This is a genomic window from Portibacter lacus, assembly GCF_021533215.1.
Classification (GTDB): Bacteria; Bacteroidota; Bacteroidia; order Chitinophagales; family Saprospiraceae; genus Portibacter; species Portibacter lacus.
In genome coordinates, this window is record NZ_JAJNKA010000021.1 from 53,470 (window position 1) to 79,417 (window position 25,948).

22 protein-coding genes are annotated in these 25,948 nt (G+C 33.2%); 9 read left to right on the plus strand and 13 right to left on the minus strand.

Going from position 1 to position 25,948, the window contains the following annotated elements; translation table 11 throughout:
• Positions 1-42 precede the first annotated feature (42 nt).
• The 6 genes from L2586_RS23280 (at position 43) to L2586_RS23305 (ending at position 8,564) form a co-directional block, all read left to right on the plus strand.
• The gene (locus L2586_RS23280) at positions 43-387 is read left to right on the plus strand and encodes an iron chaperone (protein ID WP_235295408.1); all 345 of its coding nucleotides are present in this window, start codon (positions 43-45) and stop codon (positions 385-387) included.
• A gap of 81 nt (positions 388-468) precedes the next feature.
• On the plus strand, positions 469-2,301 hold the full coding sequence (locus L2586_RS23285) for a T9SS type A sorting domain-containing protein (RefSeq protein WP_235295409.1): 1,833 nt from the start codon (positions 469-471) through the stop codon (positions 2,299-2,301).
• A 109-nt stretch (positions 2,302-2,410) separates the two neighbouring features.
• Positions 2,411-3,355, plus strand: a complete 945-nt coding sequence (locus L2586_RS23290) for an aminodeoxychorismate synthase component I (protein ID WP_394804431.1) — start codon at positions 2,411-2,413, stop codon at positions 3,353-3,355.
• Complete coding sequence (locus L2586_RS23295; RefSeq protein ID WP_235295411.1) at positions 3,330-3,932, plus strand: aminotransferase class IV; 603 nt, start codon at positions 3,330-3,332, stop codon at positions 3,930-3,932. Before L2586_RS23290 ends, L2586_RS23295 begins: the two co-directional genes overlap by 26 nt.
• Positions 3,933-4,830: 898 nt before the next feature.
• Positions 4,831-6,345 (plus strand): hypothetical protein, encoded by a 1,515-nt coding sequence (locus L2586_RS23300; RefSeq protein ID WP_235295412.1) that lies wholly within the window; start codon positions 4,831-4,833, stop codon positions 6,343-6,345.
• 701 nt (positions 6,346-7,046) lie between these two features.
• Complete coding sequence (locus tag L2586_RS23305; RefSeq protein ID WP_235295413.1) at positions 7,047-8,564, plus strand: hypothetical protein; 1,518 nt, start codon at positions 7,047-7,049, stop codon at positions 8,562-8,564.
• Between the two features lie 883 nt (positions 8,565-9,447).
• On the opposite strand, the gene L2586_RS23310 is transcribed toward L2586_RS23305, so the two are convergent.
• The 4 genes from L2586_RS23310 to L2586_RS23325 all read right to left on the minus strand — a co-directional run bounded on the left by L2586_RS23310 (position 9,448) and on the right by L2586_RS23325 (position 12,977).
• Positions 9,448-9,750 (minus strand): hypothetical protein, encoded by a 303-nt coding sequence (locus tag L2586_RS23310; RefSeq protein ID WP_235295414.1) that lies wholly within the window; start codon positions 9,748-9,750, stop codon positions 9,448-9,450.
• A gap of 444 nt (positions 9,751-10,194) precedes the next feature.
• Positions 10,195-10,962 carry a hypothetical protein gene (locus tag L2586_RS23315; protein ID WP_235295415.1) on the minus strand — a complete coding sequence of 256 codons (768 nt, stop codon included), beginning with the start codon at positions 10,960-10,962 and terminating at the stop codon, positions 10,195-10,197.
• 775 nt (positions 10,963-11,737) lie between these two features.
• Positions 11,738-12,274, minus strand: coding sequence for a hypothetical protein (locus L2586_RS23320; RefSeq protein ID WP_235295416.1), 537 nt, complete (start codon positions 12,272-12,274; stop codon positions 11,738-11,740).
• A 1-nt stretch (position 12,275) separates the two neighbouring features.
• On the minus strand, positions 12,276-12,977 hold the full coding sequence (locus L2586_RS23325; protein ID WP_235295417.1) for a hypothetical protein: 702 nt from the start codon (positions 12,975-12,977) through the stop codon (positions 12,276-12,278).
• A gap of 541 nt (positions 12,978-13,518) precedes the next feature.
• Between L2586_RS23325 and L2586_RS24575 the strand changes: the two genes are divergently transcribed.
• Positions 13,519-13,647 carry a hypothetical protein gene (locus L2586_RS24575; protein ID WP_262914216.1) on the plus strand — a complete coding sequence of 43 codons (129 nt, stop codon included), beginning with the start codon at positions 13,519-13,521 and terminating at the stop codon, positions 13,645-13,647.
• A gap of 351 nt (positions 13,648-13,998) precedes the next feature.
• Here the strand turns inward: L2586_RS24575 and L2586_RS23330 are convergent, their stop codons facing one another.
• The 5 genes from L2586_RS23330 to L2586_RS23350 form a co-directional block, all read right to left on the minus strand.
• On the minus strand, positions 13,999-14,844 hold the full coding sequence (locus L2586_RS23330; RefSeq protein WP_235295418.1) for a DUF4249 domain-containing protein: 846 nt from the start codon (positions 14,842-14,844) through the stop codon (positions 13,999-14,001).
• The gene (locus tag L2586_RS23335; RefSeq protein WP_235295419.1) at positions 14,828-17,146 is read right to left on the minus strand and encodes a TonB-dependent receptor; all 2,319 of its coding nucleotides are present in this window, start codon (positions 17,144-17,146) and stop codon (positions 14,828-14,830) included. Before L2586_RS23335 ends, L2586_RS23330 begins: the two co-directional genes overlap by 17 nt.
• Before the next feature lie 19 nt (positions 17,147-17,165).
• Entirely contained in the window at positions 17,166-17,669 is a 504-nt protein-coding gene (locus L2586_RS23340; RefSeq protein WP_235295420.1) for a hypothetical protein, read from the minus strand.
• A gap of 483 nt (positions 17,670-18,152) precedes the next feature.
• Complete coding sequence (locus tag L2586_RS23345; RefSeq protein ID WP_235295421.1) at positions 18,153-18,824, minus strand: imm11 family protein; 672 nt, start codon at positions 18,822-18,824, stop codon at positions 18,153-18,155.
• A 42-nt stretch (positions 18,825-18,866) separates the two neighbouring features.
• The gene (locus tag L2586_RS23350; RefSeq protein WP_235295422.1) at positions 18,867-19,136 is read right to left on the minus strand and encodes a hypothetical protein; all 270 of its coding nucleotides are present in this window, start codon (positions 19,134-19,136) and stop codon (positions 18,867-18,869) included.
• Positions 19,137-19,979: 843 nt separating this feature from the next.
• Between L2586_RS23350 and L2586_RS24580 the strand changes: the two genes are divergently transcribed.
• Positions 19,980-20,108 (plus strand): hypothetical protein, encoded by a 129-nt coding sequence (locus L2586_RS24580; RefSeq protein ID WP_262914216.1) that lies wholly within the window; start codon positions 19,980-19,982, stop codon positions 20,106-20,108.
• A 256-nt stretch (positions 20,109-20,364) separates the two neighbouring features.
• On the opposite strand, the gene L2586_RS23355 is transcribed toward L2586_RS24580, so the two are convergent.
• The 3 genes from L2586_RS23355 to L2586_RS23365 all read right to left on the minus strand — a co-directional run bounded on the left by L2586_RS23355 (position 20,365) and on the right by L2586_RS23365 (position 23,166).
• Positions 20,365-21,036, minus strand: a complete 672-nt coding sequence (locus tag L2586_RS23355; protein ID WP_235295423.1) for a transposase — start codon at positions 21,034-21,036, stop codon at positions 20,365-20,367.
• Positions 21,037-21,579: 543 nt separating this feature from the next.
• On the minus strand, positions 21,580-22,245 hold the full coding sequence (locus L2586_RS23360) for a YceI family protein (protein ID WP_235295424.1): 666 nt from the start codon (positions 22,243-22,245) through the stop codon (positions 21,580-21,582).
• 30 nt (positions 22,246-22,275) lie between these two features.
• On the minus strand, positions 22,276-23,166 hold the full coding sequence (locus tag L2586_RS23365; protein WP_235295425.1) for a MerR family transcriptional regulator: 891 nt from the start codon (positions 23,164-23,166) through the stop codon (positions 22,276-22,278).
• A 125-nt stretch (positions 23,167-23,291) separates the two neighbouring features.
• On the opposite strand from L2586_RS23365, the gene bshA reads away from it, so the two are divergent.
• Positions 23,292-24,431 carry an N-acetyl-alpha-D-glucosaminyl L-malate synthase BshA gene (gene bshA, locus L2586_RS23370; RefSeq protein WP_235295426.1) on the plus strand — a complete coding sequence of 380 codons (1,140 nt, stop codon included), beginning with the start codon at positions 23,292-23,294 and terminating at the stop codon, positions 24,429-24,431.
• Positions 24,432-24,463: 32 nt separating this feature from the next.
• Here the strand turns inward: bshA and L2586_RS23375 are convergent, their stop codons facing one another.
• On the minus strand, positions 24,464-25,921 hold the full coding sequence (locus L2586_RS23375) for a M20/M25/M40 family metallo-hydrolase (RefSeq protein ID WP_235295427.1): 1,458 nt from the start codon (positions 25,919-25,921) through the stop codon (positions 24,464-24,466).
• Positions 25,922-25,948 lie beyond the last annotated feature (27 nt).

Sequence of the window (25,948 nt, forward strand, 5' to 3'; positions counted from 1 at the left end):
CCCTTTAGGTATTTTTATAACGTGGAACAAAAAATATTATCAATGAAAGACGTGACAGCATATATTGGTCAATTTCCCGCAGAAGTTCAAGAAATACTGCGTCAGATTAGAAGTATTATTATTGAACTTGCTCCTTATGCTGAAGAATCTATCTCATACGGAATGCCAGCATATAAGCTAAATAAAAAGCCTCTAGTCTATTATGCAGGATATAAAAAACACATCGGATTTTATGCAACGCCCCAGGGTCATGAGGCCTTCGCAGAAGAACTTTCAAAATATAAACAAGGAAAAGGTTCTGTACAGTTTCCCCTAGACAGTGCCATCCCATATGACCTCATTAAAAGGATGGTTTCATTTCGAATTGCTCAAAATCAGGGTTTATAAATGTTTTTTAAAAGTTAAATTCCACATTCTGGTGGGGTATTACTTTTCTAATTGGGTCTTATATTAAAATAACACCTTTTTATGAGAATTTCTAACTACCCATTAGTATTCGCCTTTCTTTTGCCCTTTTACCTCATAGCACAAGATGGACCAGCAGGCGTAGGAAACAGTCTAAATAATGGACTTTGGCTTCGTGCCGATAAAATTCAACAAGCAGATAGTTCCTTCGTGTCCGAATGGCAGGATGTTTCTGGAAACATGAACGATGCTGAACAAACTACCGCCTCTTTGCAACCTGTATATTTAGAAAGCAGTAATCTTAACGGCCAACCAGTTGTGAGATTAGATGGTACGAATGACCAATTATATATTTCTGATGCAGCGATTCTGGATGGAAGTTCAGGGCTTACCTACTATGCAGTAGTGAGACCTAGAAATCTTACCTCTGCACCTCGAGGAATTCTTGGAAAACGAATAACTTATAATACCAATATTGATTATGCCTATACTTGGTTTTTTTACACCAATTCTAGACTTTACACTGATATAAATACAGCAAATAATCGATTTAGTTCTGGTTCTACTACTTACTCAAATAATAATAATTATATCTTAAGTCTTGATTTCGATGGGAGCCAACCATTGACAGAAAGAAGCAGAATGTATAGCAATGGAAATATTTCTGCCATCGCTTCAGAAACATCCACTTCTATTATAGATAGTGATCAAGATCTTGTTCTGGGCGCACTTAATGCGAACTATGGCACCTATCTAGGAGCGGATTATGCAGAAGTCATTCAATTTAATTATTCTTTAGATAGTCTAGAGCACATATTAGTTTCTAACTATTTATCAGCAAAATATAATATTCCACTGGGAATGAATGATGTATATGTTCAAGATAATAGCACGAATGGAGATTATGATTTTGACGTTACAGGAATCGGTAGAATAGATGCAAGTACTATCGTAGATAATGCGAAAGCTTGTTCCATATTACGAATATCTAATCCTACAGACTTGAATGATGATGAATATCTTATATGGGGCCACAATAATAAAACCCAAGTGGCAAACAACAACTCAGATGTTCCCTTTGGAATAGATGCCCGTTTCGAGAGAGAATGGAGAGTCAGTGAAGTAAATGGAAGTCAAACTTCGATAGATGTAGGAGCAGTAGATTTGACATGGGATTTATCTAATCTAGGAGGAATAATAGCTAGCGATCTTAGGTTATTAATAGATACAGACAATGATGGTATTTTTTCGGATGAAACTCCGATTAGTGGAGCCACGTCTATAGGAGGAAACCAATACGCATTTTTGGGCATTACTGAGATTGCGGACAGCGTAAGATTTACATTGGCAACCATAGACCAAGACCAGACTGCACTCCCAGTAGAATATATATCTTTCTCTGGTCAAAAAATGGAAAATCATAATGAAATCAACTGGGTGACTGCCTCGGAAATCAATAATGATTTTTTTGAGGTGGAAAAATCCATTGACCAAGAAAACTGGGCACTTCTTGCTACTGTTAATAGTCAAGGCAACTATCGTCAAGACAATTCGTACACTACAATCGATAGAAACCTGAACCATGAAATAAACTATTATAGACTTAAACAAACAGATCTTAATGGTCAGTTTTCCTATTCAAAAATTATTCTTATAGATAACAATAATCAAAGGACCGTTGTAGAAATTTATCCTAATCCTTCTTCTGAAATGATAAGCATTAAAGGCAAGTTGAACTGGTTTCGTATATACAATGAAATGGGAGAAGATATCACAAGAAAAATTGGGATAAAAGCGTCTAGTGATCACATTCATCACTTAGATGTGGCCTTCCTTCCGAATGGTATTTATTTCATACACTCTGAAAAAGGAACCTATTCGTTTATTAAAATCTAGCAATTATCAATGTCCGCTGGAATTAAGCTTCGATATTAATGCTAAATTCGTGTTTTAATTCATCTCAATTGCATAAAATAAATTGACTGAAATAGCTGGATTCGAAAAAATGAATCACCTTGGTGCAAGTAGGACACCATTTTTCTTTATGATAGACTTCGAGTTAGAAAACATTAACGTTTTCAAGCTTGATGAATTAGATGATGTCTTTTTCGATGTGAATGGCGTTAAGAATCACCATATCCCCTATGGACAAGCGAACATTAAACTAGAGAAAGGGAGAATTCCGTTTATGGATTATAAAAAATCCTTCGATCTGGTTTATAAGGAATTGCAATACGGAAACACATTTCTCCTTAATCTTACAAGTGCAACAGAAATTAAACTAAATAATAGTTTGTTTGATATTTTTCTCAATTCTAAAGCAAAGTATAAGTTATTTTTCAAGGATGAATTTGTATGTTTTTCGCCGGAACCTTTTATTAAAATTGACAATGATATCATATCTAGTTATCCGATGAAAGGTACGGCTAATGCGAATATACCGAACGCCGCAGAGAAATTAATAGCGAACGAAAAAGAACTTTCTGAGCATTATACTATTGTTGACTTAATACGAAACGACCTTTCCATTGTTGCAGATAATGTGCGGGTGAGTAAGTTTAGATATTTAGAAACCATCGCGTCTAACAATCAAGTGCTTTATCAGTTATCAAGTAAGATAGAGGGAGACCTTTCCTCTGAGTGGCACAATGAAATTGGGAGTATTCTAGAAAAAATTCTACCCGCTGGAAGCATCTCTGGAGCGCCGAAAAAGAAAACAGTAGAAATTATTCAAGCTGCTGAAAACCAGAAAAGAGGTTACTATACTGGTATAATGGGTTATTATAATGGAGTCACGCTGGATGCTGGAGTGATGATTCGATTTATAGAAAAGAAAGGTGACCAATATTTCTATAGAAGTGGTGGTGGTATCACTTTTATGAGTGATCTCAATAGTGAATACTCAGAACTAATAGATAAGATTTATGTCCCTGTTTTTAGAAACAATTAAAATTAATAATGGTCGAAGGATCAATCTGGATGGACACAACCATAGGATGAATCGTGTTCGAAATCGTCATTTTCATGAGATCCGAGATATAGACCTTCGGGATTTCATCTATGTTCCTGATGAATTTCAAGATGGAATCGTTAAGTGCAGAGTGGTTTATGGTCGATTGATACAAGAAATAACTTTTGAAAAGTATCACTTTAGAAATCCGAGAACTTTTAAACTTGTAAATGCAAATGAAATTAGCTATTCAGAAAAATCATTGGATCGATCTGCCCTAGATTCCTTATATAATATGAGGGAGGAAGCTGATGATATCATTATTGTCAAAGACAATTTTATAACCGATTCTTACTATGCGAATCTAGCATTTCTACAAAATGGAAGGTGGTACACACCAGCAAAGCCTTTACTCGAGGGTACTTTTAGGGCGAAATTAATTAAGGAAGGAAAAATAATTCCTCGATCGATTAAAGCGGAAGACATTTCGGATTTTTCCAAACTTAAAATATTTAATGCACTGACAGAGTGGGAGATGCATGATCCAGTTTTGATATCCAGAAACCAAGATCATTGAGAAAAGCTTAATAGTATCACCTCTAGTACTTGTCCGATTACCAGCAGAAGCCTAAGAATGTTTTGGGCTTACAACATTTCAGAATATTCAATCTGACATTATAGTTTTGCTTGAGCAAGTAAAGAATCCGCTGGCAATCATGCCGGCTATTAGAAGTTTTGTGGCTGTGATGCAGCATTCCTTTCAAACCCCTGATCATAATGAGGCCGACTATAGGTCAGAGTTTCAGATTATTAAATTATTTACGGACTTATGATTATTGAGTCTGGTGTAGCTATAGGAGCTTATACTTTAGGCCGATTTGGAAAGAACGAGAACAAAGATCGAGTGAATTTCCTTTAAGAATAATTAGACCATGGACTTATAAATATCTTCGGCCTTTACGATCCTCCCTAAAAAAGGAATGACCCTCCTCTGGAGAGAGGAGAGCCAAGCCATTTAACACCCTTAAAACCTAAAATGAGAACAATAGAATATATTTCTTAAGTGTATTTCGTATTTTTTAATCTAGAATCCTCCACTATCGTCAACAATTGAAGTAGAGAAGAACATCATAGACATCATTTCGTAAAAATCCATAGCAAGTAATTTTTATTTTGTTTAATTAATAAAACAAAGTTACCTACTAGGTATCGATAAAAATATAACAGAAAGCCTCCTTTGAGGACAATCATTTATATAATTTTTAATACTTCACCATAATACAATCAACTCTAAGTCAATGTATTATCACTGTCAAAGTTGCAATTAGGTGCTGTATGTTAAGTACAATACAAATATATTTTATATTTATATTACAAACTATAACAATATATTATAAACTAGGACTACCTAAATAGCACGCTAATTCTAAATTATAATTTATACAATACTGATTATCAATCTGTAACAATCAAAGATGGAAGAACTAATATCACTTATCGACTTATTAAGTAAGCAAAAACTTCATCAGATTGAGGTTGTTGATGAGCTAGATGATTCTGAAAACCTGCTCTCTAAGTTATACAATGAAATCAATAATGGAAAAATAACAGATGAAAAATCTGCAACAATCTCACTTTATGGGTCTCTAGAACACATTAGCAGACTTAAAAAACTAAAAAATCGATTATACAACAAGCTCATCAATTCTATTTTCTTTATAGATCAGTCTAACTCTTTATACAGTGATTCTCTTACCGCTGCTAAGAACGCATTTAAAAATTATTCTGCCATTAGACTTTTAATAGGAAGTAGAAAAAGAGGGGTTGCGATTGATCTTGCACATAAAACTTTCAAGGTTTCAAAAAAGTATGGCTTTACAGATCTAAATTATTTACTAACCTCAATTCTCACTGACCACTATGTAGCCATTGCCTTTGATAAAACAAAATACAAGAAATATAAAAAGTTCAAAAATTACTACTTAAAAGCAATGATTGCCGAAAATGACATTCAAGAATTACAAGCTATTTTCAATATGGACTTATCTAAAAGTAGCTCCGGACTAAATGAAAAAGAATTGCATGAACATGCCGAAAACATAAAGACTATAAGGAAGACTCAAAAAGAAATCCATACTTATCGATATAATCTTTACGCTTACTTGTATCAAATCAATTTTTTTCTTGAAACCAGAAAGTATACGGAATTAATTACCTTGGCTGACGAAGCTTTACATTTTTTTAAAAAACAAGGTATTAACTCCATGGATGCGGAATTAATGATAAAAATCCGTGCTGGCCTTGCTTACTTTATGTTGAAAGATTATAAAAGTGCTGAGAATAATTTCATTACGCTTAATAAAATTTCTCGACCTTATACCACTAACTGGCACTCTACCTATAATTACCTAAGCTCTTTATATATAAATACAGAACGATATCATGACACTTATGACATCCTTTCCATTGTTTTTAATTCACCTAACTTCGAAAAAGCGCATCCCATACTCGTGCAACTCTTTAAGATTAAAGAAGCCTACTTCCATTTTTTGATAGAACTTGGAAAAATAGACCCCTCTAAATCCAAAGAAAAGCCCTTAAGGAAATTCAGACTGGGCAGGTTTCTAAATGAAACTCCTATTTTCTCGAAAGATAAGCGTGGTGTTAATATTTCCATCCTTATCATCCAGATGATCCTTCTTGTTCAGAATAAAAAACATGGCGAAATCATAGACAAGCTAGATGCCTTGAACATGTATAGTCACCGATACTTAAGAAGCGACAATACTTTTCGTTCGAATTGCTTCATTAAAATGTTAGCAAAACTTCCTGATGCCGACTATCACCCCATCCGATGGGAGCGATATGTGAAAAAGTATCGACAACGACTCGAAGAACATCCTTTCGAACTTTCTTACCATAACATTGACCTAGAAGTAATCCCTTTCGAAACTTTGTATGAGCTGGTCTTAGAGATGCTGAAGAAATAAGGGGAAACCACTGATGGTCTCACCTCAAGCTGAGGCTATCAATGTGGTTTTCGGGTTGATGAAAGTATATGAAAGGTTGATTATAAAGGTTGATGTGAATGAAAAAAATATCGACAACGACTCGAAGAACATCCTTTCGAACTTTCTTACCCCAACATTGACCTAGATGTAATCCCTTTCGAAACTTTGTATGAGCTGGTCTTACTTTGTATGAGCTGGTCTTAGAGATGCTGAAGAAATAAGGGGAAACCACTGATGGTCTCACCTCAAGCTGAGGCTATCAATGTGGTGTCAATTTGAATTCTTCTTATAAAGGAGATACTTACTAAATAATCCAATTATAAAAAGAATATAAATTAATACCCTAAAAACTATATCCTCACTTACAATGGATACTCTTATTACAATACAAATTGCAACAATTAAAAACAAGATATCTATTAATTTCATTTCATATGTTTTTTAACCAGCTGCACATCCAACTGCTCCAAATCCAACAATAACTGCCCCAGCTCTTTTTTATTACCTTTTCTCAAATTTTATTATAAATCCGAACTGATTTATTACAAATACAAGCCGCTTTTCGCATAAAACAAATAACAAACTACGTATTTTACCGCCATAGCTATTAATATAATAATTAAATATATAATTTACATACTTCTATTAATCATAACGTTATAATATTACAATCATAATAAATGTTAGACACAATCATTTCATTAGCCGATTTAATTACAAAACAAAAGCTTTATAAAGTTGAAATTATAGATGAAGTAAAAAATCCAACAACAAAAATTGGGAGGTTCTATCAAAATGTATCCAATGGTACTTTTAAAACTGAAGAGCAAGCAGCAGAATCATTAGGGTATTCAGGACCAACCGACAAAAATTACAATAATTTAAAAAGTGACCTTTTTAATCGAATGGTTAACTCAGTTTTCTTTATCGACCAATCGAGTTCTTTATATAGTGATTCCTTAACTGCTGCTAAAAATGCATTTAAAAATTATTCTGCCATTAGACTTTTAATAGGAAGTAGAAAAAGAGATATTGCTATTGATTTAGCTCATAAAACGATCAAGGTTTCTAAAAAATATGGTTTCACAGATCTAAATTATCTATTAGCATCGATCCTTACCGATCACTATGCAGCTATAGCCTTTGATAAATCAAAATACAATAAATATAAAAAATTCAAAAATTACTACTTGAAAGCAATGATTGCCGAAAATGACATTCGAGAACTTAAAGCCATCTTTGACATGGAATTATCTAAAAGTGGTACTGGATTAAATGAAAAAAAATTGCATGAACATGCCGAAAACATAAATACTATAAGGAAGACTCAAAAAGAAATCCATACTTATCGATACAATCTTTTCGCTTACTTGTATCAAATCAATTTTTTTCTTGAAACCAGAAAATATACGGAATTAATTACCTTGGCAGACGAAGCTTTACATTTTTTTAAAAAACAAGGTATTAACTCCATGGATGCGGAATTTATGATAAAAATCCGTGCTGGCCTTGCTTACTTTATGTTGAAAGATTATAAAAGTGCTGAGAATTATTTTATAATGCTTAATAAAATTTCTCGACCCAATACAACCAATTGGTATTCTACTTATAACTACCTAAGCTCATTATACATTAATACAGAACGATATCTTGACACTTATGACATCCTTACCATTGTTTTTAATTCACCTAACTTCGAAAAAGCGCATCCCATAATTGTGCAACTCTTTAAGATTAAAGAAGCCTACTTCCATTTTTTGATAGAACTTGGAAAAATAGACCCCTCTAAATCCAAAGAAAAGCCCTTAAGGAAATTCAGACTGGGTAGGTTTCTAAATGAAACCCCTATTTTCTCGAAAGATAAGCGTGGTGTTAATATTTCCATCCTTATCATCCAGATGATCCTTCTTGTTCAGAATAAAAAATATGGCGAAATCATAGACAAGCTAGATGCCTTGAACATGTATAGTCACCGATACTTAAGAAGCGACAATACTTTTCGTTCGAATTGCTTCATTAAAATGTTAGCAAAACTTCCTGATGCCGACTATCACCCCATCCGATGGGAGCGGTATGTGAAAAAATATCGACAACGACTAGAAGAACATCCCTTCGAACTTTCCTACCACAACATTGACTTAGAAGTAATCCCTTTCGAAACACTGTATGATCTGGTTATCGAAATGCTGGAGAAGTGAGGGGGGACCAAAAACCACTTGATGGTCTCAAATGTGGTTTTCTGGTTGAAGAAAGTTGATGAAAGGGTTGATAATAGAGGTTGATGCGAAAACCGCTGCAAGGAGTTTGTAACTCAGCGTTGTGTTCCTCGGTTTAACCGCTATAAGGAGTTGGTAACTCCTTTTTGAGTCTCATATATTATTGCATTAGATCTTCGAAACGGAGTTCGGAAACTCCGCTCGAATCAAAACAAGGGAGGTCTAAAGAATATGAGCATTAGTAATAAATCATTTCAATAAACATAATATGCAGGGAGCCATTCCATTTGGATGACACCCTGCCTCTTAAATCTTATTATCTATCTGGGAATACCTTTTTAAAAATATACTTCCCTATCCAAAAGAATAAAAGAACTCCAAGAATAATAAAAATTCGAGATATTAAAAATTCCAAAGACATAATAGTTAATTGTAGAATCATAATTTTTTATTATAAACCAATTGATGCTGTGAGTGCTCCAGTTGCAGCATCATAAAGAACTTCACTTCCTGTAAACTGTGAGGAGTTTGCAACTCCGCTCGAATTATATATTAAAGCATCAATACTTTAAAATACCCATTTGTTTCAATTTATTTATTGCCTACAGAATTTATTTTTAAAAGCATGATTTAAGTTAACTGTAACTCCTATGTCAAGAGATTGCTTCAATATTTTAAACTGGTTTTCACTTAAATTATGATTCCAAAGTTCTCTAGAAGATCTAAAAAATAGACCATAAGAAGCACATTCGGTAAACTTTAGATCATACTTGAGTTGAAAGATTATACCTGTTCGACTCCCTTTTTGAGAAGAAATTGGCTGATCAGCGTAGAATGATTGAATTACACCAAATCCATACTTTAACTAATTATTTGGTGATAACTGCGATGTTTGTATACCGCTAAAAAGCAGCCCATATTCTGTAAGAAAATTGACAGGCGTAGAATTGTCAAAAACCCTGTATTCTGTATCAGTAATAAGTAAATCGAAAGAATACTTCTTTAATCTATATCCTAATTCAAAACTTAAAGTGCTTTCCAGTGGAATATTTGTTTTATAATTTTCAACACTCTGGATTGAGGTAAAGCTGAACTGCGAACTGGTATAGAATTGCCCAAAGATTGTTAAATTTGAAAAAACAAATAAAAAACTAATAATATATTTCATGATCAACTTTTTAAAAGAGGTGCATATAAAATGCACCTCCTACTTTTTTAAACATTACATTGATTACCACAAAATCTTCTTATTCTTGAAAGAAGAAATGCACCACCAACTGCGATTACACAAGCGATGAAGGCAGGTCTTGCAACAACAACTCTATTATCATTCTAAAATGCTCAATTTAAATTGCCATATAGTCCATTAGCCAAGAAAGCATCAATTAATTTTGATTTACTACATTTTACTCTTTCTTCTTTTTTGATTTGTTTATCGTCATAATAGAAATTATAACTCCTCCAATTTGGAAAAGTACAAATGACAAAATCACAAGAAGATAGACATATTTGCTACTATAATGATTTGAACTCTTGAAAAGAAAATAAGCATGATACACCACAAACATAATTAATCCACTCAAAACTGACTTTAATGATATATACTTCATTTCTAACATGTTATTGCTCCCCAAATGCTTCCAAGAACTCCACCAACTACTCCCCCAACTAATGCAGCTGGGGCTGCTCCAGTGCAACCAGAGAAAATGCAAGCAGAAATTCCCCCTCCAACAGCACCTGTAACTATTCCTCCAACTACATTGTCTCTCATACAACTGTTATAAGATCTGTTTGAACTTTCGGAATTAGAACCCTCAAATGAGTTAACGTAGTCCTGAAATTCAAGACTAGCTTGTAAATAAGACGCTCGCGCAATTGACAATACTTGTCTTAATCCCTCTTTTTCAAAACTTGCATTGTACTTTACATAAATTGTAAATAATTTTAAATCTACTTCCGATTTAGAAGGCATGCTCAATAAGAAATTAGAAATTTCATTAAATAGGATATTTTGTTGTTCACTCATTTGTACTTTCCCACCAGTCCAATATTTAAAATTTTCTTTATTCAAATTCATATGATCTTCTATAAAATTGATAGTACCAGAAACATCTGTCTCCAAAATTTGTGATGATTTACTAACTATTACTTCTTGAAACATCGCATCATATACATTATTCTGAGAGTATATTGATGAGTTTATATCTTGTGCTCTAGATATTTGTTTATCCGTAGCAGAGATAATATTAGCAATTCCAAAATTAAAATCATATTCGATAAAAAAATCTTTAATCGATTCATCAATAGTTTCTTCCTTTTGACATGAGACTATCAAAAGCCCAAATCCAAAATACATAAAAAAATAAATAAACTTTTTCATTCCTTAAAAATTTATAAAATAAGCCCTACTCCTTTTTTAGGTAGTCTTTCGGCTAGCAAAATTGCATTTCTACCCAAGAAAAATGAAATGAAAAAACCCTATATTTGCAGTCAACAACGACGGAGTCTGCGTATCCTATTTCGATAGGTGATCGTGGGCTCTTTTTTATTTCTTCTTCTCGATTTTCTGATTTATATCAAATATATGCAACTCAAGTCTGGAAGAATATAACAAAACACAAAATATTACCGCCACAGTTATTTGTATAAATAAATAAACATAATCTTACATACTTCTATTAATCAATAATTTACAAGATCAAACATATACTATTTCTGAATAAAATGCTTTCATTTCCAAGGATAAACGAGGTATGAATATTTATTTCCTTACTGTCCCTAACAACGACTCGAAGAACATCCCTTCGAGCTCTCCTACCACAACATAGATCTAGAAGTTATTCCTTTCGAAGCGTTGTATGAGCTGGTTTTAGAGATGCTTGAAAAGTAAGGGAAATGATAGATATTTCTTAGGGTTAATACTCAAAGTTCTAATATCAATTTAACAAACTTGTTGTAGTGTTCATAGGACCTCGTACTTCAGTGCGAGATTTTCCAATCTATTTCTAGGGTTAAAACCCAAAGCCTGTCCCGCATTTTCTGCGGGGCTCCTGTGAGCATAAAAACAACTTGATGGTCTTACACATTCAGTTGCTTGTCCGATCACCAGCGGGAGGCTATCAAATGTGGTTTTCGTAGTTGGAGGGGAAAATGCACTAATATTCAAATATTAACATATCTCCATATTCTGTCCAAGAATAGAACTGATCTGGAAGCTTAACAATTGTTGAATTTAACCCATCTAACTTAATACAAAACTGCAACCTTCCTTCCTTATTCTTTGAAATGTGCTTTCTAATATATTCATCTATTTCTGCATCGAATGGATCTATGCTGACATCTTCTTGAAGAATATGTCGATAGACACCATAAAGAGCACAATGGAACTTGTGTTCCATAATCTGAGTATAATTGCACATTGCTGCGTACTGCTGAAAGAAATCATAGGTACTTTTATATCTACTTTCTTTAATTTTTAACCGCGTAACCACTTCATTTTTAAAATCTTCACTTTGTTGCTTCCCATCACTTCCGTTAAGAAAAGATTCATACCATAGACTTGCAATTTCTATGGCATGAATCCTGGTAATACTATCTTCCGTAGAAAATGAATTATCACAAAAATATTCAGCAAAATCTAATAATGCAATTCTTTCAAGAAAACTCTTTATTGTATATTCTATTGATTTCATCTTAAGCGTATTCTAGCCAAGGAATTTCTTCAAATCTTATGCCTGTAATTCCACTTTCTTCTATATCCTTCTTCACAAGTTCATTACAATACCTTCCCGACATTTCTAAAATTGGAATATCAAAGATATCATAAGCTTTCTCCTTTCGAATGAATATTTTTCTTGCTCTTAAATTTTGTCCTGATTCTAAGTTTAGAATACCGTTCTCATTCAGAATTGAAATATCTTTCAAATCTTCCAGTGTAGCACCTTTCACATTAATATCAATTTCCAAGTCGCCCTTGTTGTGGTCAATAATGTAAAACCTTGATTCTGACAAGTTAAGATCACTCCGATTTTTAAATTTATGAAAAGGAAAAACAAGTACGTGGCAGTCTAGACAAACACTTGGTTCATAATGAGTTGTAATCAATTTTGCTAAATAATGTTGATGCTCGCTAAAATTAAAACTACTAAAGATTTTGTAACCAAGGTCATCTATAAATATTGTAGATCCACCAATTAGTCCTTCACTCATAACGTTTGTAAGTTTCGAGCTTTTTTCTAATTGAAAGTAATTAAGATTTGGTGTAACTTGATTTTGTCTAAAGTGCCAAACAGAATCGGGTTTATTATAGTCATAACCTTTTACCATAGTAGCAATTTGTGGATAATTCTTTCCCACTATTTTAGAATCAAACTCATTCAGTATTTTATAAAACATGCTTTCCAATTAATAAACAATAAAAGTAATTTTGTCCAATGTTTTTCCAGATTTTAACTGATCTTTCACATTATCTAACATTTTCTTAAAATTATTTAAAGCGGTTTCAGGAGATGTATAAAGTCGAAATTAATTAATGAAGTAAAGATCCAACAACAAAAATTGGGAAGTTCTATCAAAATGTAGCAAATGGCACATGTAAAACTGAAGACCTAGCAGCTGAATCATTAGGTTACTCAGGACCATCCGATGCTTTCCGTTCGAATTGCTTTATTAAAATGCTAGCGAAACTTCCTGATGCTAATTACCACCCTGTCCGCTGGGAACGTTGTGTGAAAAAATATAGAAAACGACTAGAAGAACACCCCTTCGAACTTTCTTACCCAACATTGACCTAGAAGTAATCCCTTTCGAAACCTTGTATGACCTAGTCTTAGATATGCTTTAGAAATAAGGGGAAACCACTGTTGGTCTCACCTCAAGCTGAGGCTATCAATGTGGTTTTCGGGTTGATGAAAGTATATTGATAATAAAGGTTGATGTGAATGAAAAAAAATATCGACAACGACTAGAAGAGTATCCTTTCGAACTTTCTTACCCCAACATTGACCTAGAAGTAATTCCATTCGAAACCTTGTATGACCTAATCTTAGAAATGCTTGAAAAGTAAGGGAAGTGATAGATATTTCTTAGGGTTAATACTCAAAGTTCTAATATCAATTTAACAAACTAGTTGTAGTGCTCATAGGACCTCGTACTTTAGTGAAAGATTTTCCTTAACCTTTCTCGGGTTAAAACCCGAGCTCCTTTGGATACTCTGATTTAATTGTTTAACTACTTTTTTTTAAAAATTTTCAACTGATAAATAAAGCAGACTCCCTATCCCCAACTATCAATCTAGCCTTACCTCCTAGACCTCGTACTTCAGGTCGAGATTTCTTCAGCAACAAAAATAAAAGGATATTCCTCAAATGAATTGACTATTCCTGGAGAGCTTCTCAAGCGTATCCTATACTTAATTTTATAGTTTAATGTTTAATTCATATTCATAAATAGCATAAAACACTCCTTCTCCATTAATGATATTCCCCTTTGTAATTATTGGGCTTGAAACAATTTGTTCAAATTCGCTAGGTTGGTTATTAATAGAGCGGTAATAGATTCTAGCTTCTGGGCTAATAAGCCCAATAAAATATAATATTTCGTCACTGTTTCCATTTGAAATTGTTCTTTCTTGAAACTCAACTACATTTCCAATGAAACAATCTTTATTATAAACAGATAAGTTCTTGTATGAGAATCGTGTTGTCTGACAGTTTTCAATATTCGGATTACTTGTTGGTAAATATTTAAAGTTAAGTGGGTTTGCTCCCAAATCAAAACCAAAGGAAAAATCTGACATGTCTTCATTAGAATGTGTCAGTGATAAATCAACAACAATGGTATCGTTAAAAATTTGATAAGTAGTGTCAATTTTTTTAAACGGTTTGGGAATATCAACCCAAGCAGTTGTTGCGGTCGGGTAATTATCATGACTAATTTCTAGTCTATAACTTTCAGTAATATCAAGTACAATAGGCGAAGAAGAACTATACTTTCCATTTTGAGATTCAATTAAAGAGTCAACTTTTATGTTATTAGAATTGTAAAGTAATATCCTAGCATTAGAAATCCCATAACTACTAAAGTCCTTAAACTTTGTGCCAACTGGATAAGTACTCGTTAAATAAACTTTTACACCTTTCTGAGCGGAAATAAATGACTCAACAACTAGTTCTGGTTCTTTTTCAGGAATATCCAAATCATAAATCTTTCCGCAACTTATAAGTAAAATAATGATTGATAATAATTTAAAACTTTGTTTCATATGATATGCTGGGTATTAAAATAAAATTAGATTGACCATATATTACAGACTGGGATTCTACCGGTTTAGATACACCGTTTTCATTTCTAAACGTACCAATAAAAGTGTATTCGTAAAACATTGGGTTCTGATATGCATAGAGATTATAAATGCCAAACTTCCATTTAACTTCTCTTTTTTTCTTTTTGTATTTATATATTATTGCAATATCAGCTCTATTATAATCACGAGTTTTAACACCATTCCATTCATCTATTATAGCAGTTGGATATCCGTTTTGATCTATATATGATGTATTAGGAAGCGTAATATAATGGCCTGAAGAGTATATAAAATTAATGTTCAGGTTTAGCTTTTCTTTAAGAATATAATTAAAGTTTAATTGCAAATCATGTTTTCTAGAAAATGCTGAATTAAAAGCTTTGCCTTCATTAAAACCTGGAAACACCCTTGTATTATATAGAAAAGTGTAAGAAAAAGAATATTGAAACCTGGTTTTTTCTTGTCGAAGAAAAAATTCAAAACCATAAACTTTACCGACGCCATCTTTAATGAGGTTGTCAACAAAAGAAGAATTAGCAAGATAAAGGTCATAAAAATCTGGAAGGTATAGGATTTGATTTTTTAAACTTCGGAAAAATAGATCACCATTTAGACTAAGATTGTGTTTCTTGAAATTTTTGAAATAACCTATTGCATATTGATCTGAAAGTTGAGGACTAATTTCTAGACTTGGGATAAATATATCACTTGGAACACCACCATTATTGCCAGATAATAAATGTTCAAACTGAGAAGCCTTATCATATGTGAAAGAAAATTTGTGAGATTTATTATAATACTGAATTTTAAGTCTTGGAGAATAGTATAATTTTGTTTCAGATGGGACATTGTAGTTGTCAACCCTAGCACCAATATTTGCAGTAAAGTTACTGGGCAGCGCTATATTCATGTCGACATAATATCCTTGTTGATAGAAAGTTGAGGAGTTTTTTTTTGAAAGGGTTTTGCTTGTATCGGCAAAATTAATTTTGGTATCTATTTCAAATGGAGAATACCTTGGATTAGTAATGTTAAAACCATATTCTATTTTCAAATTGTTGTTGGGTCGAAATTCTGCTTTAAGATTTATTTCATATTCAACAATCTTAGATAAGTTTTTAAATTCACCAATATCGATCCCTGATAAAGTGCTATTTCGCAATTGGTACAAGTATTGATTTCGCAATATATTAAAATTTACAAAATGGTTTTTAGATACATGGTTCGTATACCGTATATTCATTAGTTCGCTTCCCCAGTTTACAGCGCTTTCATATGAGTATTCGTTGGAGGATCTGTCACGTAATGAAAAATTATCATCCCCTTGAAAATACGATAGACTGACAGATTGCTTTTTTCCGATTTTGAATTTTACTTTACCATTAATATCGTAGAAAAAATAATTTCTATAACTATTGTTTTTTCCAATATTATATCTAATCAAACTAGGTAATGTAAATGCACTAAGATAAAATACTCGTCCTGCAAAAACGTAAGTAGCATTAAGATTTTTTATAGGACCATGAGTAGATATTCCGGATTCTAATATACCCGCAGTAATTTTCGTTTCTTGTTTTTTTGAATTTCCATCTATTGTATTTATACTCAAAATTGATGAGACCCTACTTCCATATTGTGCTGGAAAACCAGACTTATACAAATCTACAGACTTTACCACATTGGGGTTAAACACTGAACTAAATCCATATAAGTGAGAATTGTTATAAACTTTATTTTCATCGAGTAGAATTAGGTTTTGACCTGGACCGCCACCGCGAATAAATAATCCAGATGTACCTTCTACTCCTGATTGTATACCAGGATATAAAGCAAGTGATTTCATTATATCTGTACTACCAAATAATTGTGGTAGCTTTTCGGCAATACTGATAGGCATGGAAATTTTTCCGCTAACTTCTTGTTTCTGTCTGATTATAGGAGCTTGAATAAAGATGCTGTCTAAGTAATTTTCAGCTTCTAATAAAAAATGTAATGTTGAATTAATTTCTAAGGTATCTTGTTTAAAACCGATATAACTTGCTAATAGATATGTGCAAGTGTCAGGAACATTAATCTGGAACGCACCAAATTCATTCGAACTTGTATGATACCTAAAATCAGGTGTGTATATTGAAGCTCCAATAAGTTTTTCAGTAGACTTCAAATCTGAAACATCACCGACAATAGAAATCAATGATTGTGCAGTAACTATTGTGCTTAGTGTTATTCCCAATAATATAAAAAGTACTTTCCTTACCATTCAAATTAAGAAATTTTGTTTAAATCATGTTAGTACAGGATACTAACGAACCGTGATCTGTAATCTTGTGTTCTACATCTGCATCTAAAAATTCTACAGCAGGTGGGCCACTGTACCAAGACTTAATGGTGAGATAAATATCTTTCTTTTTAGACCCATAACTAGAATTATATGCACCCGCATTTAAGTAAGTCCAACTACTTATTGGTGTGTTTTTATATCTAATATTTACATATCCTTGATTAATTAGCTGATCTGCTTTAATTTTGTACCATCCGAAAACACCTTTTTTCCAATTTGATGTAGTTACTGCAACATCCCAATAAACAGCATATGTATTTAATTGAATTTTACCTACTCCTCTTAATTTACTAGTAAAATAACTGTTGCAGTATCTAACATTTACTCTAGGCTGAACTTCACCAGCAACGTCTAAAACATCCCTTCCAATTTTCTCTTTCCTTAAATTGGAAATCTCCTGATAAGAATTACTTCGTAATAAATAATTTGATTCAGAAAACACATCAATTTCTTTTTCATAAAAACTGAGCGAATTTGTTTTAACAATCTTGGATGATAAAGATTTATAATATGCTGCGATAATTCTGGACTATTGATGTCTAATAATTATAAACTTTCTCTCACAAAAGCAGTATAACTTGGATGATTGGCATGGACACCACCATCATCAAAATTTTTCCTTAATCTCTTTAACGATATTCCGATTTTTGGATGATTCATATGAAAAGGTTAATCATACTTATTCGCAGCTTTTTGGATGGTTGGGTGATTCCAAAATTCCCACGGATTTAAATGATGAGCTTCATCATATGTGTCGAGACTGAAATTGGACTTTATTGCTCACCACCAACCACTCGATAATCATCGGATTATTGAACGAAAATGATCTTCCTGCTTCAAATAGATTTAAAATTAAATAATTGAGTATTCTATTAATTAAAAAAGTAAGCATCTTTGCAGGAAAACATAATTGCATATTTTTTATCTATCTTGGTTTAGACGGCAACCTTACATCACAAAACTCTACTATTGGAATAAATTCAATTCCTGAAATATTTATTAATTCCAATTCTTGTTTAACCTTTTCGGAAACAACCATTTTTCTAATAGTTTCAAGAATGAAACAATCACCTGAAATTTTTTCTTCGAATAGCGATAATTTTCTAAAGCGTATTCTCTGTCTCTTATATTTAGAAACAGCTACTTCATATTCTCTATGCGAATTTACGTTAAGACTTTGTTCATAAAAACCAATAGCATTAGTTGCTACAACCTCAGAATTTTCAATATTGATTACTTCACTATTAACAATTGGCAAATACGTTATAAAGTACTTTTCTTTGAATTCACCACAATCCAAATTGACAGAGAAAAATTTGTATAATTCTTTGCTTTTCATGTTAGATTCAAGAAGTTTCTTAAGTCTTTCGCTCACAAGTCTAAACTTCCATTGCAAAAAGCTACAAGACAACATATCTGTTAGTTGTGCCCGTTTATCAAGTTCGTATTTAAACAACAGGATTGAACTCTCGTTATCGTCTTCCCATCCATCATTGTAGATTACCAAATTATCTTTGTGTTGTGGCTCAAAAGTCTGTACTTGGGGATACACCCCAACTTCATGTTTTTCTGCACTATTATTTATTATATAAAACATATTAAAATAATTCGTTAATTTTTATTTCTGGACTACTTTCAATCAATTGTCGTAAACTATTTCTAAGTAATTAAATTCCTTATCTTTCAGAATCATTTCACCAATAATTCTTAGGATAATCTCGTCTTTATTCTCTCTATTATCTACTGAATTTTTATCAATTATATATGGATTTGAGTTGTATATATAATCTAAATCATAAAGGCGTAATTCTACTTCTGTTAAATTTTTTTTCTCTTTTTGTAAAAGATCTTTATTACAAGAAATTAAAGCAAATAATAATACTGCAATTACAAAATTAAATTTCTTCATTATTCAAATTAAAATGTGTCCCATTTACAATACGATTCAGGAAGAGGAACAATATTCTCCCAAAGAATATTGAATAATAAGAATAACCTTATATTTGCAGCTCAATTACCACATGGAGCCTGCATGAACCTTTTAAAAAGGTGATTGTAGGTTCTTCTTTTTTATTCTACTTCTTTAATAACATTCAAAAAAGCTCAACCAATAAATTTATAAATCAGATCTGATTTATATCAAATATAAGCACCATATCTCTTAAATTATATAACAAAAGTCGTAATATATCCGCCATAGTTATTTGAATTAAATTATAACTTTTATTACGTATACTTCTATTAATCATAAAGTTATAATATTAAAATCATAATAAATGTTAGGCGCTATCATTTCATTATCCGATTTAATCTCAAAACAGAAGCTGTATAAAGTCGAAATTAATTAATGAAGTAAAGATCCAACAACAAAAATTGGGAAGTTCTATCAAAATGTAGCAAATGGCACATGTAAAACTGAAGACCTAGCAGCTGAATCATTAGGTTACTCAGGACCATCCGATGCTTTCCGTTCGAATTGCTTTATTAAAATGCTAGCGAAACTTCCTGATGCTAATTACCACCCTGTCCGCTGGGAACGTTGTGTGAAAAAATATAGAAAACGACTAGAAGAACACCCCTTCGAACTTTCTTACCCAACATTGACCTAGAAGTAATCCCTTTCGAAACCTTGTATGACCTAGTCTTAGATATGCTTTAGAAATAAGGGGAAACCACTGTTGGTCTCACCTCAAGCTGAGGCTATCAATGTGGTTTTCGGGTTGATGAAAGTATATTGATAATAAAGGTTGATGTGAATGAAAAAAAATATCGACAACGACTAGAAGAGTATCCTTTCGAACTTTCTTACCCCAACATTGACCTAGAAGTAATTCCATTCGAAACCTTGTATGACCTAATCTTAGAAATGCTTGAAAAGTAAGGGAAGTGATAGATATTTCTTAGGGTTAATACTCAAAGTTCTAATATCAATTTAACAAACTAGTTGTAGTGCTCATAGGACCTCGTACTTTAGTGAAAGATTTTCCTTAACCTTTCTCGGGTTAAAACCCGAGCTCCTTTGGATACTCTGATTTAATTGTTTAACTACTTTTTTTTAAAAATTTTCAACTGATAAATAAAGCAGACTCCATTTTCATAACTATCAATCTAGTCCTACTTCCATAGGACCTCGTACTTCAGTACGAGATTTCTTCAGCAACAAAAGTAAAAGGATGTTCCTCAAATGTATTAACTATTCCTGCCTTAACAGGGTTATTTAAAATATAACCCACAACCTTACTCAACATCTTTTCATTTCTGATATAGATGTCAAAACTTTCATTCTCCCAAACCTGTCGACCTGGAGTTTTGCAATATTCATTGATAAATTTTGCAGATCCTCCTTTGATTAATTTCATAACCTTATCAAGTTGAACATAATTTTCAGGTATAAAATCAGGAACTAAATTCCCTTTTAACTGAACACTTGTATCTATAAGCATATGAAAATGATTAGACATAATTGTCACTGCCAATAAATTGTAGTATTTTTTATGGTATGATTCGATTCTTTCTAGTAATATTCTTGCATTAGCAGGAGAGTCTAGATAGCTAGGTCCTTTATTTTCGTGAATAATATTATCTATATCCAGTATATATTTCCTTCGAGCGAAGTATTTCTGATAATTAATTTCCTTTTTCGACATTGAGTCGTCTATTATCGTTTTTCGTAGATTATACTCCTCTCTTATTTCCGCCAATTTATTTTTAGAAATAGATCCTTTAAGAGAGCAGGTTATGAAGAAGATAGCGCCTACTGTTTGGATGTGTGGTAAATTTCTTTTATAAAATATTTTTTCATTTTCCATACTTATTTTATAAAATAACGATAGGGAATGTTAACAAACTTAGTATGATTATTCTCTTTCTCGGGTTAAAACCCGAGCTCCTTTGGATACTCTGAACTTATTGTTTACTACCTTTAAGTAGTATAGGACCTCCTACTTCAGTGCGAGATTTTCCTTAACCTTTCTCGGGTTAAAACCCGAGCTCCTTTGCGTAATATTGATACAATATGTTTCTTTATTTCTTTTTTAGCCGCTTGTAAACAGAATCGAAAAGGATAGACATTATTAATCCAAATATTAACCCGATAATAAGGGTTGATTTGATATCGAATTCACTACCTCTGATGAAATAGCTTAATAAGGTATACACTAAACCAGTCAATAAGACTCTCAGAATGAATTTCATGTCTCAAAATATGGATTAAAAGTATAATAAAAAAGCAAGTGTTTAGTCTGATTAGAATACGACTCCGAAAACTGCTGGGAGTGTTCCGAATGATCCATAAAAAAAGCCACAACGAACAAGTCGCTGCGGCTAAATGTATTCTTGCTATAGAATTGATTTTATCCTGCTGTAACATTTATCTTAAGTGCGATTTCATCATTGATCGCTTTGTCCTTAAGACCATCCACAAATTTTGCAGATCCGTATTTGATATCCCATTCTGTTCTATCAATTGTAAATTGCGGCGTAGTTACGTTTACTTTACCATTTGCTTCAGAAACCATTGCTTTAAAGCTTACACTCTTAGTAATATCTTTCAATGTTAGATTCCCTGTCACCACATAATTTCCTTCTTCATTATTCATCAACTTAGTTGCCTTAGTAATTTCAAATTTAGCAGTTGGAAATTTCGGAGTATTAAAGAAATCAGTTTCTTTTCCTTCGACTGTTCCTTTCAAGTGATTCACTAGATTAGCTTGCTTATCTTCTGGTAAGTCTAAATCTTTTATTGAATTCATATCGATTGTGAAACTACCACCTGTCAAAGTTCCTGATTCAAAATTAATTGTACCTTCAGAAATGTCAATTGTTCCATTGTGGCTTCCAGTTACTTTACTTCCTTCCCACATAATAGAACTGTTAGCTGTATTAACAGCATATGCTTTGCCTGTTGCTTCTGCTACTTCTTTAGCATCTCCAGTTGCAGCTTTCTCCCCTTTAGGACCACAAGAAGCTAAAAAGCTCACTAACATGATCATAAAAGATAATTTAAATAGAATCTTCATAATTAGTTGATTAATTGTTTTACGTAATATTTATTTTACTAATTGCTTACTACAGTAAGTCAATATTTGTTCAAGACTTGATAATACCTTAACCTTACGAGATGATTTAATCTTTTGCTCTATTGTCTGATATCCTGTCAGTAGAACACTCGTGTTGTTAATGTTTTTGCATAGATCATTTAAGTACAACTCTAACTTGTTGCCCTCGAAAGACTCATTTGCAAATAATACTAAATAATCAGGATCGATTATATCACATGTTTCAATAATCATCTCTTTAGTGATTCCCTTCCCTATATTCGTCACTCTTAATCCATCCTTTTTCAACATAAAATGCAAATAAAGCAAACTTAGATCTGAGTTTTCATTTTTAGGCAAAAATATTAAGAAACTAGGGACTGTTATGTCTGTATTAATCGGTATTTCGTCAATTGCCTTAATTATCTTCCGTTTGATGATTTCTGAGACAAATAATTCATGCACTGGCTTTATGCAACCACTCATCCATAACTGTCCTACCTTGTCTAGAAGCGGGAAAATCACCTCCTCCATAGATCGCTCAAAACCCAATTGGTTAATATTCGCTTCTATGATCCTATTAAACTTGAATTCATTAAGCTCCATTAGTGACATCGTCAAACAATCTACCCGATCCTCTAGTCCATCATCAAAATCTGAAATCTCTGCAACTCTTTTAGCAATTTCCTCTTTCGGCATTTTCGCAATGTGGGAAATTTTATGCCCATGATTGTTAAGCAAGGCCACATTAAGAATGTGCTGTAAATCCGTTTCAAGATAATATCGAATATTGGTTTCTGTTCTCTTAGGCGTAACGATACTATACCTCTTCTCCCATATCCTGATGGTATGGGCTTTCACACCTGCAAGATGTTCAAGGTCTTTTATCGAATAGATTACCAAAGCTTCGTTATAATTTGTTGTAATGCAAACATATTGGATGAATAAATGTTCATATAAGCCATATGAATCGGCTAAAATATTATTTGTTATCGTTTTATAATTATTTTTAAGATAAATTTTAAAGAATGAATATAGGAATAGTTTGTTATCCCACTTTCGGAGGAAGTGGCGTTGTTGCTACAGAATTAGGGATTGCACTATCTAAAAAAGGACACCAAGTTCACTTTATGACTTATAAGCGTCCTGCAAGACTAACTCCGTTTATGGAGAATGTTTTCTACCATGAGGTAAGTACTTATGAGTACCCGCTCTTTGAATATAAGCCATACGAAACGGCATTAGCTTCGAAAATGGTAGACGTAGTACTTCATGAAAACTTAGATATTCTTCATGTTCACTATGCCATACCACATGCAGCTGTTGCTTATATGGCTCAGCAAATTCTTAAAAGCAGAGGTAAGTTTATTCCTATTGTTACGACTTTGCACGGGACAGACATTACCCTTGTAGGAAATGATCCTGCTTTTTCTCCCGTAGTAGAATTCAGTATTAATTTTTCTAATGGTGTAACAGCTGTATCGAACCATCTTCGGGAGGCAACTTTCGATAGTTTCAACATTACGAATGAAATAGAAGTGATCTATAACTTCATCGATTTCGAGCGTTTTAATAAAATTGACAAGAACCATTTCAAAATGGCCATTTCACCTAATGGTGAAAAAATCATAGCACACACTTCGAATTTCCGAAAAGTGAAGCGCGTTCAAGATGTCATTATGGCCTTTGCAAAAATTCATAAAGAAATTCCATCGAAGTTGTTATTAATCGGTGACGGTCCAGAAAGAAATAATCTAGAGCAGTTGTGCAGAACAATTGGACTATGTGATCATATTCGATTTTTAGGAAAGCAAAATGCAGTAGAGGAATTACTTGCTGTTGCAGATCTTTTCATCATTCCTTCAGAAAATGAGAGTTTCGGACTTGCGGCATTAGAGGCAATGGCTTGCGGTGTTCCCGTAATTTCTTCGAACGCTGGAGGTCTTCCTGAATTAAACCTGGATGGAAAAACAGGTTACACTTTAGATGTAGGCGATGTAGATGGAATGGCAGAAAAGGGAATTTACATCCTAAAAGATGAAGCTACTCATACACAATTTAGTGAAGCTGCATATGCTCATGCTAAAACATTCGACATAAAAAATATACTTCCTAAATATGAAGCTTACTATGAAAAGGTAATCGAAAAAATGCTAGCTAGTGCCTAGTTTCCATACTGAATAGGAGTTATTCTTAGGAGTTATTTAAAATTGGTAATTAATCTATTATAGAACCTAACCATGTTCTTATAGTTTTCAATGCTGAGTTTTTCATTCACGCCATGAATACCTTCTAAGTCTTTATTCGAAACCATTACCGGCATGAATCTGTAGGTTGCTTCCACAACTTCTGAATAATGACGCGCATCTGTTCCTGCAATAACTAATCCTGGAGCGACAATCACATCGCCGAATACTTCGTATATGCTCTTCCGAATACTCTCGAATCCGATGTGGTCTGTAGGCGAAATGGCCGTAGGATTTCGTGGTTTATTTACCGCTTCTGAGCTGACACTGATTCGGTCATCATCTATTGTTGCGTTCACATATTCCAATACCGATTCCACTGTTTCTCCGGGTACAATCCGAACATTGATTGTTGCTTTTGCTTGGCTAGGTAGCACATTATCCATGATTCCTCCTTCTATAATCGTCGGTGCTAAGGTTGTCTTAATCAAGGCATTCGCGGCATTGCTTTTACTTAGACTGCTAGCAATCAGTGGCTTAAACAACCATTGGTTCGCGAAGAATAATTTTTCTGGCCATTTCATTTGTGGGCCAATGTTAGCAAACATCTTATCCACAGATTCATTAAACTGAACTTTCGGCGGACTGTTTTTCAGCTTGACCAAGGCTTCACTAAGAATCGTAATGGCTGTTTCTTTAGGTGGCATCATCGCGTGACCACCATTTTCTAAATTGACAGTTAGCGTCATACTCATTGCTCCTTTTTCAGCTAAGCCTATCAATCCTATCGGCTTAGATATCCCTGAAAGCCCATCGGTAATTACGACTAATCCTTCATCTATAATAAAACTGAATTTTAGTTTTTCCTTTGCAAATTTCTCAACAATCTTAACCGCACCCATTTCACCTCCTATCTCTTCATCGTGTCCGAACGCAAAATAAATGTCATGTTCTGGCACAAATCCTTTTTTCAACAATCCTTCCGTAGCTTCTAAGATACTGAGGACAGATCCTTTATCATCCATCGTCCCTCGTCCCAAAATATACCCATCCACTTCTTCTCCTGAAAAAGCATCAAAGTCCCAATTCGATTCTGAGGATTCATCTACAGGGACAACATCCATGTGTGCTAGAAACAATGCTGGATCCACACTACTATCTTTTCCTTTCCAATGATAAACGAGACTTAAGTCACCCACAACTTGTTTTTCTAATGATCCGTGAATCATGGGAAATTCCGTTTCAAGGTATTCGTGAAAGGTAAGCATGGTCGCAGTATCTGCTCTATCAGGATATGATATTGTAGGAATTCGTATGGCTCCTTGGAATCTACTTATTGCTCCTGCGTCCACTTCCATCTCCAGCTTTTCCACTTGAATCGTTTCTGGAGCATGATACACAAGGGTTTTAACAACCATTACTAGCAATAATAAAAGTAGAGCAGCAAGTATGAAAAGTATTGTTTTTTTCATAAGAAGCAATTTATTAAAAAAAACACC

Excerpts from the sequence above, each read along its gene's own strand:
- L2586_RS23310 (WP_235295414.1), bottom strand. The coding sequence starts at position 9,750 with ATGAAATATATTATTAGTTTTTTATTTGTTTTTTCAAATTTAACAATC.
- L2586_RS23360 (WP_235295424.1), bottom strand. The coding sequence starts at position 22,245 with ATGAAGATTCTATTTAAATTATCTTTTATGATCATGTTAGTGAGCTTT.
- bshA (WP_235295426.1), top strand. The coding sequence starts at position 23,292 with ATGAATATAGGAATAGTTTGTTATCCCACTTTCGGAGGAAGTGGCGTT.
- L2586_RS23300 (WP_235295412.1), top strand. The coding sequence starts at position 4,831 with ATGGAAGAACTAATATCACTTATCGACTTATTAAGTAAGCAAAAACTT.
- L2586_RS23280 (WP_235295408.1), top strand. The coding sequence starts at position 43 with ATGAAAGACGTGACAGCATATATTGGTCAATTTCCCGCAGAAGTTCAA.
- L2586_RS23305 (WP_235295413.1), top strand. The coding sequence starts at position 7,047 with ATGTTAGACACAATCATTTCATTAGCCGATTTAATTACAAAACAAAAG.
- L2586_RS23335 (WP_235295419.1), bottom strand. The coding sequence starts at position 17,146 with ATGGTAAGGAAAGTACTTTTTATATTATTGGGAATAACACTAAGCACA.
- L2586_RS23285 (WP_235295409.1), top strand. The coding sequence starts at position 469 with ATGAGAATTTCTAACTACCCATTAGTATTCGCCTTTCTTTTGCCCTTT.
- L2586_RS23375 (WP_235295427.1), bottom strand. The coding sequence starts at position 25,921 with ATGAAAAAAACAATACTTTTCATACTTGCTGCTCTACTTTTATTATTG.
- L2586_RS23330 (WP_235295418.1), bottom strand. The coding sequence starts at position 14,844 with ATGAAACAAAGTTTTAAATTATTATCAATCATTATTTTACTTATAAGT.
- L2586_RS23325 (WP_235295417.1), bottom strand. The coding sequence starts at position 12,977 with ATGTTTTATAAAATACTGAATGAGTTTGATTCTAAAATAGTGGGAAAG.
- L2586_RS23350 (WP_235295422.1), bottom strand. The coding sequence starts at position 19,136 with ATGAAGAAATTTAATTTTGTAATTGCAGTATTATTATTTGCTTTAATT.
- L2586_RS23345 (WP_235295421.1), bottom strand. The coding sequence starts at position 18,824 with ATGTTTTATATAATAAATAATAGTGCAGAAAAACATGAAGTTGGGGTG.
- L2586_RS23355 (WP_235295423.1), bottom strand. The coding sequence starts at position 21,036 with ATGGAAAATGAAAAAATATTTTATAAAAGAAATTTACCACACATCCAA.
- L2586_RS23295 (WP_235295411.1), top strand. The coding sequence starts at position 3,330 with ATGTCCCTGTTTTTAGAAACAATTAAAATTAATAATGGTCGAAGGATC.
- L2586_RS23320 (WP_235295416.1), bottom strand. The coding sequence starts at position 12,274 with ATGAAATCAATAGAATATACAATAAAGAGTTTTCTTGAAAGAATTGCA.
- L2586_RS23290 (WP_394804431.1), top strand. The coding sequence starts at position 2,411 with ATGAATCACCTTGGTGCAAGTAGGACACCATTTTTCTTTATGATAGAC.
- L2586_RS23315 (WP_235295415.1), bottom strand. The coding sequence starts at position 10,962 with ATGAAAAAGTTTATTTATTTTTTTATGTATTTTGGATTTGGGCTTTTG.